General features: G+C 35.6%; 12 protein-coding genes. 8 read left to right on the top strand and 4 right to left on the bottom strand.

The genetic code is table 11. The features are described 5' to 3' along the window. The first annotated feature begins 9 nt into the window (after positions 1-9). Entirely contained in the window at positions 10-984 is a 975-nt protein-coding gene (trpS, locus tag AC1DY0_RS12750; RefSeq protein WP_477188974.1) for a tryptophan--tRNA ligase, read from the top strand. Positions 985-1,078: 94 nt separating this feature from the next. On the opposite strand, the gene AC1DY0_RS12745 is transcribed toward trpS, so the two are convergent. Continuing rightward, positions 1,079-1,552 (bottom strand): Lrp/AsnC family transcriptional regulator, encoded by a 474-nt coding sequence (locus AC1DY0_RS12745; RefSeq protein WP_477188973.1) that lies wholly within the window; start codon positions 1,550-1,552, stop codon positions 1,079-1,081. Positions 1,553-1,742: 190 nt separating this feature from the next. On the opposite strand from AC1DY0_RS12745, the gene AC1DY0_RS12740 reads away from it, so the two are divergent. The 4 genes from AC1DY0_RS12740 (at position 1,743) to AC1DY0_RS12725 (ending at position 8,570) form a co-directional block, all read left to right on the top strand. Further along, on the top strand, positions 1,743-2,552 hold the full coding sequence (locus tag AC1DY0_RS12740; RefSeq protein WP_477188972.1) for a 2-oxoadipate dioxygenase/decarboxylase family protein: 810 nt from the start codon (positions 1,743-1,745) through the stop codon (positions 2,550-2,552). Positions 2,553-2,880: 328 nt separating this feature from the next. After that, entirely contained in the window at positions 2,881-4,776 is a 1,896-nt protein-coding gene (serA, locus tag AC1DY0_RS12735; protein ID WP_477188971.1) for a phosphoglycerate dehydrogenase, read from the top strand. Between the two features lie 79 nt (positions 4,777-4,855). Then, positions 4,856-7,774, top strand: coding sequence for an FAD-binding and (Fe-S)-binding domain-containing protein (locus AC1DY0_RS12730; RefSeq protein WP_477188970.1), 2,919 nt, complete (start codon positions 4,856-4,858; stop codon positions 7,772-7,774). A gap of 166 nt (positions 7,775-7,940) precedes the next feature. Continuing rightward, positions 7,941-8,570 (top strand): hypothetical protein, encoded by a 630-nt coding sequence (locus AC1DY0_RS12725; protein WP_477188969.1) that lies wholly within the window; start codon positions 7,941-7,943, stop codon positions 8,568-8,570. A 6-nt stretch (positions 8,571-8,576) separates the two neighbouring features. On the opposite strand, the gene dprA is transcribed toward AC1DY0_RS12725, so the two are convergent. Next, the gene (dprA, locus tag AC1DY0_RS12720) at positions 8,577-9,677 is read right to left on the bottom strand and encodes a DNA-processing protein DprA (protein ID WP_477188968.1); all 1,101 of its coding nucleotides are present in this window, start codon (positions 9,675-9,677) and stop codon (positions 8,577-8,579) included. Between the two features lie 237 nt (positions 9,678-9,914). Between dprA and AC1DY0_RS12715 the strand changes: the two genes are divergently transcribed. Both AC1DY0_RS12715 and AC1DY0_RS12710 read left to right on the top strand, forming a co-directional pair. Beyond that, complete coding sequence (locus tag AC1DY0_RS12715; protein ID WP_477188967.1) at positions 9,915-10,910, top strand: HU domain-containing protein; 996 nt, start codon at positions 9,915-9,917, stop codon at positions 10,908-10,910. Positions 10,911-11,458: 548 nt separating this feature from the next. After that, a complete protein-coding gene (locus AC1DY0_RS12710; protein WP_477188966.1) occupies positions 11,459-12,718 on the top strand; it encodes a DcaP family trimeric outer membrane transporter in 1,260 nt (419 codons plus the stop codon). 37 nt (positions 12,719-12,755) lie between these two features. Here AC1DY0_RS12710 and AC1DY0_RS12705 read toward each other — a convergent pair whose 3' ends face one another. Continuing rightward, a complete protein-coding gene (locus AC1DY0_RS12705) occupies positions 12,756-13,319 on the bottom strand; it encodes a TetR/AcrR family transcriptional regulator (protein WP_477188965.1) in 564 nt (187 codons plus the stop codon). 75 nt (positions 13,320-13,394) lie between these two features. Further along, positions 13,395-14,189 carry an LOG family protein gene (locus AC1DY0_RS12700; protein WP_477188964.1) on the bottom strand — a complete coding sequence of 265 codons (795 nt, stop codon included), beginning with the start codon at positions 14,187-14,189 and terminating at the stop codon, positions 13,395-13,397. Positions 14,190-14,489: 300 nt separating this feature from the next. Between AC1DY0_RS12700 and AC1DY0_RS12695 the strand changes: the two genes are divergently transcribed. After that, positions 14,490-14,720 carry a hypothetical protein gene (locus AC1DY0_RS12695; RefSeq protein ID WP_477188963.1) on the top strand — a complete coding sequence of 77 codons (231 nt, stop codon included), beginning with the start codon at positions 14,490-14,492 and terminating at the stop codon, positions 14,718-14,720. Positions 14,721-14,749 lie beyond the last annotated feature (29 nt).

Raw genomic sequence — 14,749 nt, 5'->3', positions numbered from 1 at the left:
TAAATAAAAATGGCAAAAATACTTACAGGCGTTCAAAGTACAGGAACTCCGCATTTAGGAAACCTATTGGGCGCAATTATACCTGCAATCGAACTGTCGAATAAACCAGAAAACGAATCTTTCCTTTTTATAGCCGATTTGCATTCAATTACACAAATAAAAGATGGCGACACACTGAGAGGTAACACCTATAGTACTGCTTGCGCTTGGTTAGCTTGCGGTTTGGACATAGAAAAAGTTGTTTTTTATCGTCAGTCAGATGTGGCACAAACAGCGGAATTATCTTGGTATTTGAGCTGTTTTTTCCCTTTTCAGCGTTTGACATTGGCACACTCTTTCAAAGACAAATCAGACCGATTGGATGATGTTAATGCCGGTTTGTTTTCTTATCCAATGTTAATGGCTGCGGATATTTTATTATATGATGCTCAATTTGTTCCCGTTGGAAAAGACCAATTGCAACACTTGGAAATTACCCGTGACGTAGCGTCTCGTTTCAACCACCAAATGGGAGAAACTTTTGTGATACCTGAAGCCAAAATTCAAGAAGACAGCATGCTGATTCCTGGTACGAACGGTGGAAAAATGAGTAAATCGGCGAATAACTTTATCAATATTTTCTTGGATGACAAAGCCTTGCGCAAACAAATCATGAGTATTGAAACCGATAGTACTCCACTTGAAGCTCCAAAAAACCCTGATACCTGTAACTGTTTTACTTTGTATAAATTATTGGCAGACGAAAGTCAAATCGAAGCGATGAGAGCCAATTATTTAGGTGGTAATTACGGATATGGTCACGCCAAACAAGCATTGTTTGAATTGATCGTTGAAAAATTCAAAACCGAAAGAGAAAAATACAACTACTACATCAACAATCTTCCAGAAGTAGATGCTTTATTGAAAAAAGGAGCTGCAAAAGCCAGTATTGTTGCTAATGGTGTTTTGGCGAGAGTAAGGGAGAAATTGGGATTTGAGGTTTAACTGACCACAAACACAAAAATTTTATACCGCAAAGACACAAAGTCGCAAAGAAAATTTCAGGACTTTATTTTGCGACTTTGTGTCTTTGCGGTTATTACTGTATCGGCAAGTTTTTCTCGAAAGCAGAACCAAAAGAAATAAAGGAATCCGTTCCTCCCACTCCTTCAATAATGTGGATTTGTTCGTAGATGATTTTGCGTAACTCTTCGTTATTGGCCGCCACAATCTTGATAAATAAAGCGTATTTACCCGAAACCCAATGACATTCCACAATCTCTGGAATCAATTTGAGTTGCTCTGCTATTGAGTATGCGAAACGAGCTTCTTTGGTGGTGATTCCAGTATAGGTGATCGTTTCAAAACCATAGGCTTTCGCATTTAATTTTACCGAAAACCCAGCAATCAAACCCGATTCCTGCAATTTTCGCACACGCAAATGCACTAATGAATTGGACACTTTTAATTCTTTGGCCAATTCTGAATATGGAATTCTTCCATTCTCACTTAGTTTTCTGATAATTTCTTGATCCAAATAATCAGTATTTTCGTTGTTTTTAGGATTTAACATTGCTTCTTTATTTGGTTGAAAACTATAACATTGACAGTTCTAAAGCAGAAAGCTTTTAAAAATATGTCAAAATTACACAATTTACATCAAAAAATATCAATTTATAAATAATCGAATCTAAAATATGTTAGTTAGACATATTTATATCTAGTTTTGTGTCATTATTACAACTCAAAAAACACAAACAGAAATGGACAAAAATCAACTGCTTTCGAAACTATGGGAACAATATGCTGAAATAACCCCATCTGCAAAAAAAATACACACCTTACTAGAAGAAAAAGGTGAAACCATTCTAAATGATCATATTGCCATTAGAACATTTAATGACAAAAGAGTCAACATCTCTGTCTTAGAAAAAATTTTCGTAAACGTTGGATATGAAGCCCGTGGAGAGTATGTTTTTGAATCTAAAAAGTTATTTGCAAAACATTACGAACATACTACAGACAAAGATGCACCGAGAATTTTTATCTCCGAATTAGAGTTAGAAAAATGTTCCGAATCGTTACAAAACACGGTTAAAAAATTATTGGACGATTGCGATCCAAATGAGTTTAATCACCCACAATTGGCTTTGAACAGTACTTTTTGGAAATCAGATTCACAAGCGATATACAAATCACTCTTGGAAGAATCAGAATATGCCGCTTGGATGTATATCTACGGTTTTAGAGCCAATCATTTTACAATTAACGTAAATGCGCTTAAGAATTTTGAAAAGCTGGAAGAATTGAACACCTTTTTGGAAGAAAACGGTTGGAAATTAAACGCTTCTGGAGGAAAAATAAAAGGAACTCCTGAGCAATTTTTAGAGCAATCTAGTACACTAGCTGATTTATACACCATCACTTTTGAAGAAGGTTCGATTGAAATCCCATCTTGCTATTACGAATTTGCCTTGCGATACGCTATGCCTGACGGTAATTTGTACCAAGGATTTGTGGCTTCATCTGCCGATAAAATTTTTGAAAGCACTGATGTGAAATTGCAAAATTAGAAGCAAAAAATAATTCAATAACTTGTCATATTCGCCATTTTTTGGATTGGATTATGACAAGTTATTGTCATTTTTAAGAAATATCAATCCCAAATTGTATAAATCCACATTGAAAAACTTATTTTTAAATAAATAAAATAAAATTTAAAATTGCTTTTTGAGGATTAAATTTAATAATGACCCGTCAAAAAGACTATTTATAACAATAACCTCAATTATCGTTAAACGGGCTAGTATTATACCAATATATTTTCAGAATAACAATCGAGGGTTTATCTTTGTGCAAAAAATTTACAAATAATTTTTATTTGTGACAAACACAAAAAAGATGACAGAAAATAAGGAAACATTTATATTCGATTTTGACAGTACTTTTATGAAAGTCGAAGCACTAGATGTATTATGTGAAGTAATTTACCAAGATAGTGCTGCAGGCGTTCAAATATTAAGTGAAATTCAACGATTAACCGACCTAGGAATGGAAGGTAAATTGTCCTTGAAAGAATCTTTGACTCAAAGAATCCAATTATTACAGGCCAATAGAGATCACATTGGTAATGTAATTGAAGAATTAAAAAAGAAAGTGACCGCTTCGGTAATTAGAAATAGAACTTTTTTTAAACAACATTCTGAAAATATTTATATCATTTCAAACGGTTTTAAGGAAATTATTATCCCAATCGTTCAGGAATATGGCATCAAACCAGAACATGTTTTGGCCAATACGTTCAAATTTGATCATGAAGGAAACATTATTGGTTTTGACGAAAAAGACGAATTGTGTGAAAACCAAGGAAAAGTAAAAAAAATCAAATCATTAAACCTTCAAGGAGAGGCGATAATGATTGGTGACGGTTATACTGATTATGAAACTCTTGAGGGCGGAGCAGTGAGTAAGTTTTTTGCTTTCACCGAAAACGTAACCCGTAAAATAGTGGTTGAAAAAGCCAGTCAAATAGCACCTTCATTGGATGAAATTCTTTATGAATTGTCATATAAAGCTTCGGTTTCTTATCCAAAAAACAGAATTAATGTTTTGTTATTGGAAAACGTTCACGAAGATGCTGTTAAAATCTTTGAACATGAAGGCTATAATGTAGAAACTATCAAAGGATCATTATCTGAAGACGAATTGATCGAAAAAATAAAAGGAGTTTCAATACTTGGAATCCGTTCAAAAACTCACGTTACGGCTAAAGTTTTGGAACATGCCAATAAGCTTCACGCTGTTGGAACGTTTTGTATCGGAACCAATCAAGTGGATTTAACTGCTTGTAGTATGAAAGGAATTTCAGTTTTCAATGCGCCGTACAGCAACACTAGATCTGTTGTGGAATTGGCTTTGGGACAAATCATAATGTTGGTTCGTAATACTTTCGAAAAAAGCAAATTGATGCACGAAGGTGTTTGGGACAAATCGGCCACAAACAGTGTTGAAATTCGTGGTAAAAAATTAGGTTTGGTTGGATACGGAAGTATTGGATCACAACTTTCTATCGTAGCCGAAGCATTGGGTATGAAAGTATATTTCTACGATGCTGTTGACAGATTGGCTCTTGGAAATGCCAAAAAATGTTCTTCTTTGAAAGAATTATTATCGCTTTCGGATGTTGTTTCGTTACACGTTGACGGTCGCGCAAGCAATAAAAATTTAATCGATGCAGATGCTTTTGATTACATGAAGCCTGGTGTTGTATTTTTGAACCTTTCAAGAGGTCACGTTGTTGATATTGAAGCACTTGTAGCCAATTTGAAAAGCGGTAAAATTCACGGTGCTGCTGTCGATGTTTTCCCATACGAACCAAAAAACAATGACGAGCCATTTGTATCTGAATTACAAGGATTGCCAAATGTAATATTGACTCCACATATTGGAGGAAGTACCGAAGAAGCTCAAGAAGACATCGGACATTATGTTGCCAACAAAATAATCAATTACATCAATACAGGTACGACTTACGGAAGCGTAAACCTTCCTGAAATTCAGCTTCCTGAACTTCAAAGTGCGCACAGAATCATGCATATTCACGAAAATGTGAAAGGTATTTTGGCACAAATCAATAATATACTTTTAGAATACGACAATAATATTTTGGGTCAATATCTAAAAACCAATGAAACTTTGGGGTATGTAATTACCGATATTGATAATTTCCACAATAAAGATTTGGAGAAAAAACTGAAAAAGATTCCAAATACAATCAGATATAGAATTCTATACTAAATAATTTTAGATTTCAGCTTATAGATTTCAAATTACCGAAATCCATAAGCTGAAATTTTTTAAATAAAAAATCACCAAAATGAACCTTGAAAGTCTTGAAAAGCAATTAGATGGAAAATTATTGTACGATCACACCATGCGTACACTTTATGCCACTGATGCAAGTGCTTACAAAGAAATGCCATTGGCAGTGGCCATTCCAAAAACGAAGGAAGATATTCAGAAAATCATTGCTTTTGCCAGAGAAAACAAAAGCAGCGTAATTCCTCGTGCAGCCGGAACTTCTCTTGCTGGACAAGTAGTCGGGAATGGAATCGTGGTTGATATTTCACAAGAATTTACCAAAATCCTTTCGGTTGACCCTGTCGAAAAATCGGCTTGGGTAGAACCTGGAGTGATTCGTGACGAACTAAATTTACATTTAAAATCCTATAAATTATTCTTTGGACCGGAAACCTCGACCAGTAATCGTTGTATGATTGGCGGAATGGTGGGTAACAATGCATGTGGTGCAAGATCCGTGATATATGGCTCAACTCGTGAGCATTTACTTGAGATCAAAGGATTTTTGGCTGATGGAAATGAAGTAACTTTTGGTGCTTTAACCAATGCCGAATTTGAGGACAAATGCAACGGAATAAATGTAGTAAGCCCTTTGGAACAAAATATTTATGTTCAAACCAAAGAATTATTGTCATCTCCAGCTAACAGAGCTTTATTCGACGAAAATTATCCTAAAAAGTCAATTCCGAGAAGAAACACGGGATATGCATTGGATTTATTGGCCGACAGTCAGCCTTTTGGCGATCCGACCGAGAAATTTAATTTCTGCAAATTAATCGCCGGTTCAGAAGGGACTTTGTTCTTCTCTACTGCCATAAAATTGAATTTGGTTGATGCACTAAAACCTTTCGCTGGTTTGGTTTGCGTACACCACAATAGCATCAACGAATCGTTGAAAGCCAACTTGGAAGCCTTGAAATTCAAGCCGGACAGTGTTGAGTTAATCGATCATTATATCCTTGAATGTACCAAAGAAAATATCGAGCAAAGCAAAAATAGATTCTTTGTGGAAGGCGATCCACAGGCGATTTTAGTTGTTGAATTTTTAAGGGACTCGAAAGAAGAAATTGTCGAAATCGCCAAAGAAATGGAAGAGGTGATGCGTTCCAAAAACCTTGGTTACCACTTCCCGATTGTTTGGGGCGAAGACACCAATAAAGTTTGGAATTTGAGAAAAGCAGGATTGGGCTTATTGTCTAATATTCCTGGGGATGCGAAAGCCGTTGCCGTTATTGAAGACACTGCGGTTGACGTGAATGATTTGCCTGATTTTATCGAAGATTTTAATGCGATTCTAAAAGAGCGAAATCTAAGTTGTGTGCATTATGCCCACGCAGCTACTGGAGAATTGCACCTTCGCCCAATAATTGATCTAAAAACCAAAGAAGGAGCTGCACTTTTCAGAACTATCGCTACCGATATTGCCCATTTGGTCAAAAAATACAAAGGTTCATTGAGCGGAGAACACGGAGATGGAAGACTTCGCGGCGAATTTATTCCGCTGATGTTGGGAGAAGAAATCTACCAAATGTTTATCCAAGTAAAAAACACTTGGGATCCTTGGGGAATTTTCAATCCTGGAAAAGTGGTAAATACACCTCCGATGGATACCAGCCTGAGATACACTCCAGGGCAGGACACTCCTATGCCGGAAACCTATTTTGATTTCTCTGAACATAACGGAATCGTTCGTGCTGCCGAAATGTGCAACGGATCTGGTGACTGTAGAAAAACAGAAAAAAGCGGTGGTACTATGTGCCCAAGCTATATGGCAACCCGTGATGAAAAACACACCACTCGCGCCAGAGCAAACATATTGAGAGAAACCATTACCAATTCTACCAAAGAAAATAAGTTTGACGATGAAGGTTTGTTGGAAGTCCTTGATTTATGTTTGAGTTGCAAAGGGTGTAAATCCGAATGCCCTTCAAATGTGGATATGGCGAAGTTAAAGGCTGAAACCCTACAACAATACCACGATAAAAACGGAGTGAAATTCCGTTCAAAATTAATTGGGAACACACCAAAAATCAATCAATTATTCGCCTCGTTGCCTTGGTTGTATAATTTTGGTTCCAAAGGAATCTTAGGAAACATTATGAAACGTTCAACCGGTTTTGCAACCGAAAGATCGTTGCCTTTAATGCACAAGATCACTTTTGCCAAATGGATCAAAAATTACAAACAAACTGGGAATTTCAAACAGGGGAAAGTCTATTTGTACAACGATGAATTCTTGAATTTCTATGATGTTGAAATAGGACAAACTGCCGTGAAACTCTTTAACCGTTTGGGTTATGAAGTTGTGGTTCCTGAAATCGGCATAAGTGGAAGAACATATCTTTCGAAAGGAATGCTGAAAGAAGCCCGAGAATTAGCAGAAAAAAACACTCAGGCATTCGCCAAAGAAATACCTGAAAATGCAATTTTAATTGGAATCGAACCATCAGCCATATTATCATTCCGTGATGAATATCCGGATTTATGTCGTGGCGATTTGAAAGAAAAAGCGAAAGCATTCTCCAGCAGAGCAATGCTAATCGAAGAATTTTTGGCCAAAGAATTGGACGAAGGTCGCATCACATCTGATTCTTTTACGGAAAACACTGAAAGAGTTCGTATGCATGGTCACTGTTTCCAAAAAGCATTGTCTTCATTGGTTCCATTAAAGAAAATCCTGATGCTGCCACAAAATTATACTGTGCTCAATATCCCAAGCGGATGTTGCGGTATGGCGGGATCTTTTGGATATGAAAAAGAACATTATGACATTTCGATGAAAATTGGAGAATTGGTTTTATTCCCAACGATCCGTTCAGAAGAACAAGCCACGTTGATTTCTGCCTCAGGAACGAGCTGCAGGCACCAAATTAGCGATGGAACAAGCCGAAAAGCATTTCACCCTGTTGAAATCCTTTTTAAGGCTTTAAAATAAGTACAATTAGTTTTTTATAAAGGATGCAGCTGTTTTTAATGGCTGCATTTTTTTGCTTGAATTTTTTTGTTATAATTGCTGTATAAATATTTTATTTTGATATCAATTAACTTAAAACAATAAAAGCATTCTGCTTATAAATTTACAAACCTAACTAATTTAGCAATTGGACAATATTCAATCATTACCTACAGATTTACGATCAGTTATTGGAACAGAAAAAATTGATTTTTCAATCCTTGCCAAGAGAAAAGAACCTTTAAATAAATCCTTAGGAATTATTGGTTTTGGGATTGTATGGTCTGCCTTCATCAGTATTTTTGTTGTTTCTTTTTTAGGCCCTCTATTTAAAGGCGAAGAAGTTCATTTTAAAGTAAACGATGAACCGACAACTGCTAGTTGGGATAATTTTGAACCAATGCTTGTTCCATCTTTAGTTATTGGTCTTTTTGTTGTAGTAGGAATTGTCATTTTGTGTAGCGGATTTTACTCTTTATTTCAAAAAGGCGGATATTTTGTAGGCACAGAAAACAGGCTCATTCACTATCGCAAAGGAACTATTAACACCTATGACTGGGAACAATTCTCTGGGAATATGGAAATAAATAGTCAAAAAGAAGACATTTCAATGGAACTACGAACTGGTAAAATGGTAAGCCGAAAAAACAAACCCGACGAATATGTACCCGATATTCTGTACATTTCGGGAGTTACCAATGTTCTGGAAATTGAAAAAATTTGCAGAAATAGGATTAAAGAAAATGATCCTACTCCTGCAACTATTCTAAATACATAAGAACGTTTAAATAGCCTCAAACATTTTCCCTGGCAAAGGCCGTATCACTCCCTTTAATTCCATATTGAGCAGTAAACCCGAAATTCGATAAATGGGGAAATCACAATGCAAGGCAATGATATCCATCAATTCTTTTCCTGTTTTCAAAAGGTAGTCATACACTTTTTGTTCGTCATCATCAAGAGTGACAAACAGTTGTTTTTGAATGGATTTAGTCTCTTCCTTTATATCCCAATTCAGATTATAAATCAAATCGGCGGCGCTAGTGAGTACGTTAGCCTTTTGGGTTTTAATCAAATTATTACAGCCTTGACTGTATTTATCGGTGACGCGTCCCGGAACTGCAAAAACATCCCGATTGTAATCATTGGCCATATTGGCTGTGATGAGCGAACCTCCTCTATCAGCAGATTCTATGACAATCGTGGCTTCGGTCATTCCAGCAACGATACGGTTTCGCCGAACGAAGTTCTCTTTATCAGGATTTGACGTACTCCAGAATTCGGTCATAAAACCACCGTTTAGCTCCATTTTGGCAACGTACTTTTTATGCGGTTTAGGATAAATTTGATTCAGTCCATGGGCAACAACACCAATCGTCTGCAAATTATGATCCATAGCCAACTGATGCGCCACAATGTCAACGCCATACGCAAAACCGCTAACGATTATCGGATCCAAAGGTGCCAAATCTTCTATTAGTTTTCTACAAAATTCCGTGCCATAAGAGGTTATTTGGCGCGTACCGACAATGCTGATAATTTTTCGGCTTTTCAAGTCGATATTTCCTGATGAAAACAGCAAAACGGGTCCATCAATACAGTGCTTTAAACGTTCTGGGTAGTTGTAGTCCTTAAAACCCAGTACCTCAATTTCATTATTTTGAATAAAATCCATCTCTTGTTTGGCCTTTTCAAAAATGGATTTGTCCTTGAAATTTTTCAACAAAACAGTACCAACCCCATCAATAGCGGAAAGCTGGGAGGATTTTGCATTCAAAACATTTTCGGCAGTACCAAAATGGGTGAGCAGTTTTTTGGCCATAATATCCCCCACTCCTTCAACCCGCAGTAAAGCCAATTCGTAATATAAATTTTCTTGTGACATATCTTACAATTATAAGACAAATTTTCGAATCATAAAAAGGATTAAAAATTAAAATCCAGTTCATTTGTGAAAAAACTAGAATCTAAATTTTAAAAAAATGAAAGCAAAAAACGATTTTAAAAAAAGATTCTTCAAAAAATAAAACAGTAATCTACTGATTGTGTAATACATGCAGATTGTTAATAAAAATTGTGAATAAAATTTTGATAACTATTCCCGTTGTATAACTTTGTTACTATGAAAATAGAACTTTACATCGCGCAACTTTTATACCGTTATCAATGTGTAACCGTTCCAGGTTTTGGAGCTTTCCTGACCGAAATCCAATCGGCTCAACTGCTTGAAAACTCCCATTCTTTTTTCCCTCCAAAAAAGGTGATTTCCTTTAATACACACATCAAAAACAATGATGGATTATTGGCCAATCATATTGCACAAGCGGAGAAAACATCATACGACTATGCCGTAAGTGCTATCGAATATGAGGTTTTGAGTTGGAAAAAAACGCTACAGGAAAACCGTAGCTTTACTATAAAAAATATTGGTGTTCTAAGTTTAAATGCCGAAAACAATATCTATTTCACACCAAACGAGCAAACCAATTATTTGGCACAATCTTTTGGATTGACTTCTTTTGTTTCACCAGCAGTGAAAAGAGAAGTGGAACTTCCAAAACCTGAAATTGTTTTTGAAAAATCAACAGTACTAACCGCAGAAAAAGCAGTAATCGAGGAAGAAAAACCTATTTTCAATTTCATTCCAGAAACCAGAGAAAGAAGCCCTTATCTTAAATATGCCGCTGTTTTTGTTATCGGATTGGCTGTTGCCGGTTCTATTGGTTACCCAATGTACCAAAATCAAATAGCATCAGAAACTGTTTTGGTTGAAACAGCCGTTCAAAAACAAGTACAACATAAAATTCAGGAAGCGACTTTCTTTATCCAAACGCCAATTCCTGCCGTAACACTTTCTTTAAAATCCGAGAAAGAAGTAGAAGCAAAAATGCCTTATCACATTATGGCCGGCGCATTTAGAAGTGAAGCCAACGCCCAAAAAAGATTCAACCAATTAATTGCCAAAGGTTTTAAAGCCCGAGTTTTGGGCATTAACAAAAACGGACTTTATCCAGTTTTATACGGAAGCTACTCTACTTTTGCGGAAGCAGAAAAAGAAAAAGACTCCATAACAGAAACTGATAATCCTGAAGCTTGGATCTTGATTCAATCTTTATAGAAAAGTCAAAATTTCTACATCAAAATCACGAACAAACCCAAGTCAAAAACGGTATTGTTCGTGATTTTTCATTTTCAAGGATGTTGAAATCCTTACAGCTTAAAAATAAAACCTCTTTTAATGCTTTTAAACAAACTTTTTCCCAAAAAGAAGCAAGAAGGTGTTTTTGCCTAAAAATCTCTTTAAATCGAACAAAATGCCTTTTTAAATCAACCTGAAAAGATTTAGAAGCGGAAACATTTGGCCACTTTTTAAACACAGTCCCGCTATCCGTTGCAATCTTAATAAGCCGAACCCCGGCTTATAAGGATTTCCATTTCTATCGGGGCTAAAGGTTGACATTCAGTATTTTTGAAATCATTTAAAAGAAAACCTCTATCGTAAAAAGAAAAATAGACTAAATCTAATAATAAAAATATAAACTACTGTAATTAATGTAGTTATGAAAATTTTATTAAATTTGGTAAGTAAAAACCACTTTTTTTACTCTTCTTTTAACGCTTTACAAAACACAGACTGTTTTCCTTCTTCCATTTAAATCAAAGAATATGATAAAAACAACAAACTCCTTGCTGATTATTCTATTGTTCACCTACAGCCTTACAGCCCAAAACGCGGAACCCGAAAAAAATATGGAAATCTTTGGTTTCGTTCAGATGGATTCCGGATATGATTTTGGAAGAATGAATCCTGATTGGTATGATACCATGCGACCAACCCAAATTTTAGATAAAGAAGGAAACGAATATCAAACCCAAGGCACGTATTTTATGAGTGTTAGACAAACCTCCTTTGGAATAAAAAACTATGTTGATACCCCAATAGGTCAAGTAAAAACACATTTTGAATTTGATTTATTCGGAATGGGAAAAGAAGTTGGAAACACCGCCTTTCGACTTAAACACGCTTATGTCGAATTAGGCAAATTTGGAGTAGGTCAAACGAATAGTTTATTTACCGATTCGGATGTCTATCCAAACATAGTGGAATTTATGGGACCTAATGCGATGCCCTTCCTTCGGAACATACAAATCCGTTATACCCCAATTATGAATGCAAATCATTCCTTGGCGGTCGCATTAGAGCGACCTGGAGCAACTGCAGATCAAGGGCAATATGGACAGGATTTCGTCTATGCATCTATTCTTGAAAATGTAAAACCAAGATTTTCAGTACCCGATTTAACTGCAGAATACCGATATAGCGACACATGGGGTTATTTGGAATTGTCAGGTATCATTCGAAGCATAAAATGGGAAGATCTCAACACCGATCAATACAATCTATCAGGCAGTGCCGTAGGTTGGGGATTGAGTTTCAGCACTCGTTTAAAAGTTGGAAATAGCGTTGTTTTTCATGGAGCAGTTACAACAGGTGCCGGAATTCAAAACTATATGAATGATGCGGATGCAGATGTTGGAATCAAAAGACAGTATGGTAACTTAGACACTCCAATAAAGGGAATTGCCATCCCAATGCTGGGAGTTGTTACCTACTTTGACATTAATTGGAGCCAAAAATTTAGTTCGGCAATAGGCTACTCAGTTCTGAAGAACACCACCACCGAAGCCCAATTATCAACCGCTTATGAGGCGGGACAATATGCAAGTGCCAATCTTTTGTATTCCCCAGTCAAAAATTGCATTTTGGGACCAGAGTTACAATGGGGAATGCGACAAAACAATGATTTCGCTGGAGATCCTCAATTTAATTTGCCTGCAGCAAAAGGAAATAGCGGAAACGATGTGAAACTACAGTTTTCATTTAGATATATCTTCAATACAACTTTTTACAAAAACAAAGGATAAAAAAGCATAACTGACTAATCAGTCAATTGTTGTTTACTTAATCTTCAATCATTTCCCATAACATTTCAAATGCATCCTGAATAAGTTCCAATTGCTTGTCATTACTCAGTTTATTAGAAATAATATAATAATTCAAACCCTTAATTTGTGCTGTAAACAAAGAATAAATAAACAAAACCGGCATTTGTTTGATAAGAACAATATCAATAGCATTTTTAATTAGAACGAAAAGTGGGTGCTCTTCAAGATCAGCATTAGTTTGGTTTACAACTTTAGAATAAGGAGAATGTATGAATTGTTGCAAATATTGATAATGTAAAGGATTTTCCAAACTCCAAGATACAGAGGCCAAAAACAATGATCGAAATGATTCTTTGGAAATTGAATGTGACTCCATTCTTTCAAGCATAAAATCGTCCATTTCTTTTACAACGGAATGAAATAAAGTTAGGATTAACTCCTCTTTCGTCCTAAAATAATTAAACAGAGTTCCGTTGGCCACATTTGCTTCTAAGGCAATTTTACTGGTCGCCGTTCCATGAAATCCGTTTTCAACGAACAGTCTTAAGGCTGTTCCTAGAATAAGTTGTTTTTTATCCATTTATTTAAGATTGACTAATCAGTCACAAAATTAATATAATTTCATAACAACACCAAAAAAATGATCAAGGCTTATTTACAAAGGCTTTAATAAGTTTTTAAAATCAATAGGCAAACTGGATAGTACCATTTCAATTGCTTCTTCGGGAGTTTCAACAATTCGCGAAAAACCTATTTCTTCAGGAGAAAATACACCTTGTTCCGCCATGAATCCCACAAAATCACGAAGGCCTTTCCAAAATTTTCCTCCAACCAAGATAAGTGGAAACGGACCAATTTTATGGCATTGTATCAAAGTTGCAGCCTCAAACAATTCGTCCAAAGTTCCTAAACCTCCAGGCATCACAATGAACGCACAAGAATACTTAACTAACATAACCTTTCTAACGAAGAAATATTTAAACTCAAAACTATCATTTACATATGGATTTGGTTCCTGTTCTTTTGGCAAGATTATATTCAAACCATAAGTTGGTCCTCCAGCTTCCTTTGCACCTCTATTAGCCGCCTCCATAGCTCCAGGGCCACCGCCGGTCAAAACAGTAAAACCTGCTTTGGCAAAGGCTCCACCTGTTTCACGTGAAAGTTCGTAGTATGGCTCACCAGGCTTAAATCTCGCTGATCCAAAAATAGTCACTGCCGGACCGAGCTGACTAAGTTTAGTAAACCCCATTTCAAACTCAGCGGTAATTCTTTCCAACCGTTCCTTTTCCTTTTCAGCTGTTCTCTGTTCACTTAAAAAATTATATTCCTCCGAATCAATTATTGGCAACTCATAGTCCAATTGTGCTTTTTTCCAATGTTTTTGCCAAGCTTCTTCCCATTCTTCGTGACTTAATCTTTTAAGATTTTCCGTCTTTTTTGCGCACATATCCTTGAATAATTTAAGTTATAAAAATAAACAATTGATTTTATTGTATTTAAAATTAAATAAAAATAAGCCTCTATGAATTTTTGAAGAATGTTTTTTTAAAAGGATTTTTGTTTTTACACTTTTAATAAATTTAAAATCAAAAAAAATCTAATTGAGCCTCATTCCTTTTTGCGTTTTAATCGGAAAATCATGCTATTGGGCAGATTTTTTTTTTGTTAGAATACAATTATCTTAATTTTATATCACCCTAAATTTTTGATGTTTAAAAACCAACTAATTAACTTAAAACGATCAAAAATGGAAAACAACCAAATTACAATCAGAGAATCTTTATACCTAATCTATTCTTATGTAAGCATTTCTGCCTTTTTGTTGATGGCAATAAGTAAAGTCACTAAAAGTCTTGAAAAGGCCTTATATTTCAATCCCATTGTAGCAATACTAATTGTTTTAAACATGGGAGTATTTATTTCATTTTACTATTACAAAAAAACACACAGCACCCACGGAAAACATAATCATCTTTAGGTTTCTAATGATTGATTAAAAAAAAAGCG

Source organism: Flavobacterium sp. P1_E4 (genome assembly GCF_056405915.1).
This window is presented reverse-complemented; position numbering and strand designations above follow the sequence as displayed.

Coding starts and splice junctions, on each gene's coding strand:
- trpS (WP_477188974.1), top strand. CDS start 10: ATGGCAAAAATACTTACAGGCGTTCAAAGTACAGGAACTCCGCATTTA.
- serA (WP_477188971.1), top strand. CDS start 2,881: ATGACAGAAAATAAGGAAACATTTATATTCGATTTTGACAGTACTTTT.
- AC1DY0_RS12705 (WP_477188965.1), bottom strand. CDS start 13,319: ATGGATAAAAAACAACTTATTCTAGGAACAGCCTTAAGACTGTTCGTT.
- AC1DY0_RS12710 (WP_477188966.1), top strand. CDS start 11,459: ATGATAAAAACAACAAACTCCTTGCTGATTATTCTATTGTTCACCTAC.
- AC1DY0_RS12740 (WP_477188972.1), top strand. CDS start 1,743: ATGGACAAAAATCAACTGCTTTCGAAACTATGGGAACAATATGCTGAA.
- AC1DY0_RS12700 (WP_477188964.1), bottom strand. CDS start 14,189: ATGTGCGCAAAAAAGACGGAAAATCTTAAAAGATTAAGTCACGAAGAA.
- AC1DY0_RS12715 (WP_477188967.1), top strand. CDS start 9,915: ATGAAAATAGAACTTTACATCGCGCAACTTTTATACCGTTATCAATGT.
- dprA (WP_477188968.1), bottom strand. CDS start 9,677: ATGTCACAAGAAAATTTATATTACGAATTGGCTTTACTGCGGGTTGAA.
- AC1DY0_RS12730 (WP_477188970.1), top strand. CDS start 4,856: ATGAACCTTGAAAGTCTTGAAAAGCAATTAGATGGAAAATTATTGTAC.
- AC1DY0_RS12695 (WP_477188963.1), top strand. CDS start 14,490: ATGGAAAACAACCAAATTACAATCAGAGAATCTTTATACCTAATCTAT.
- AC1DY0_RS12745 (WP_477188973.1), bottom strand. CDS start 1,552: ATGTTAAATCCTAAAAACAACGAAAATACTGATTATTTGGATCAAGAA.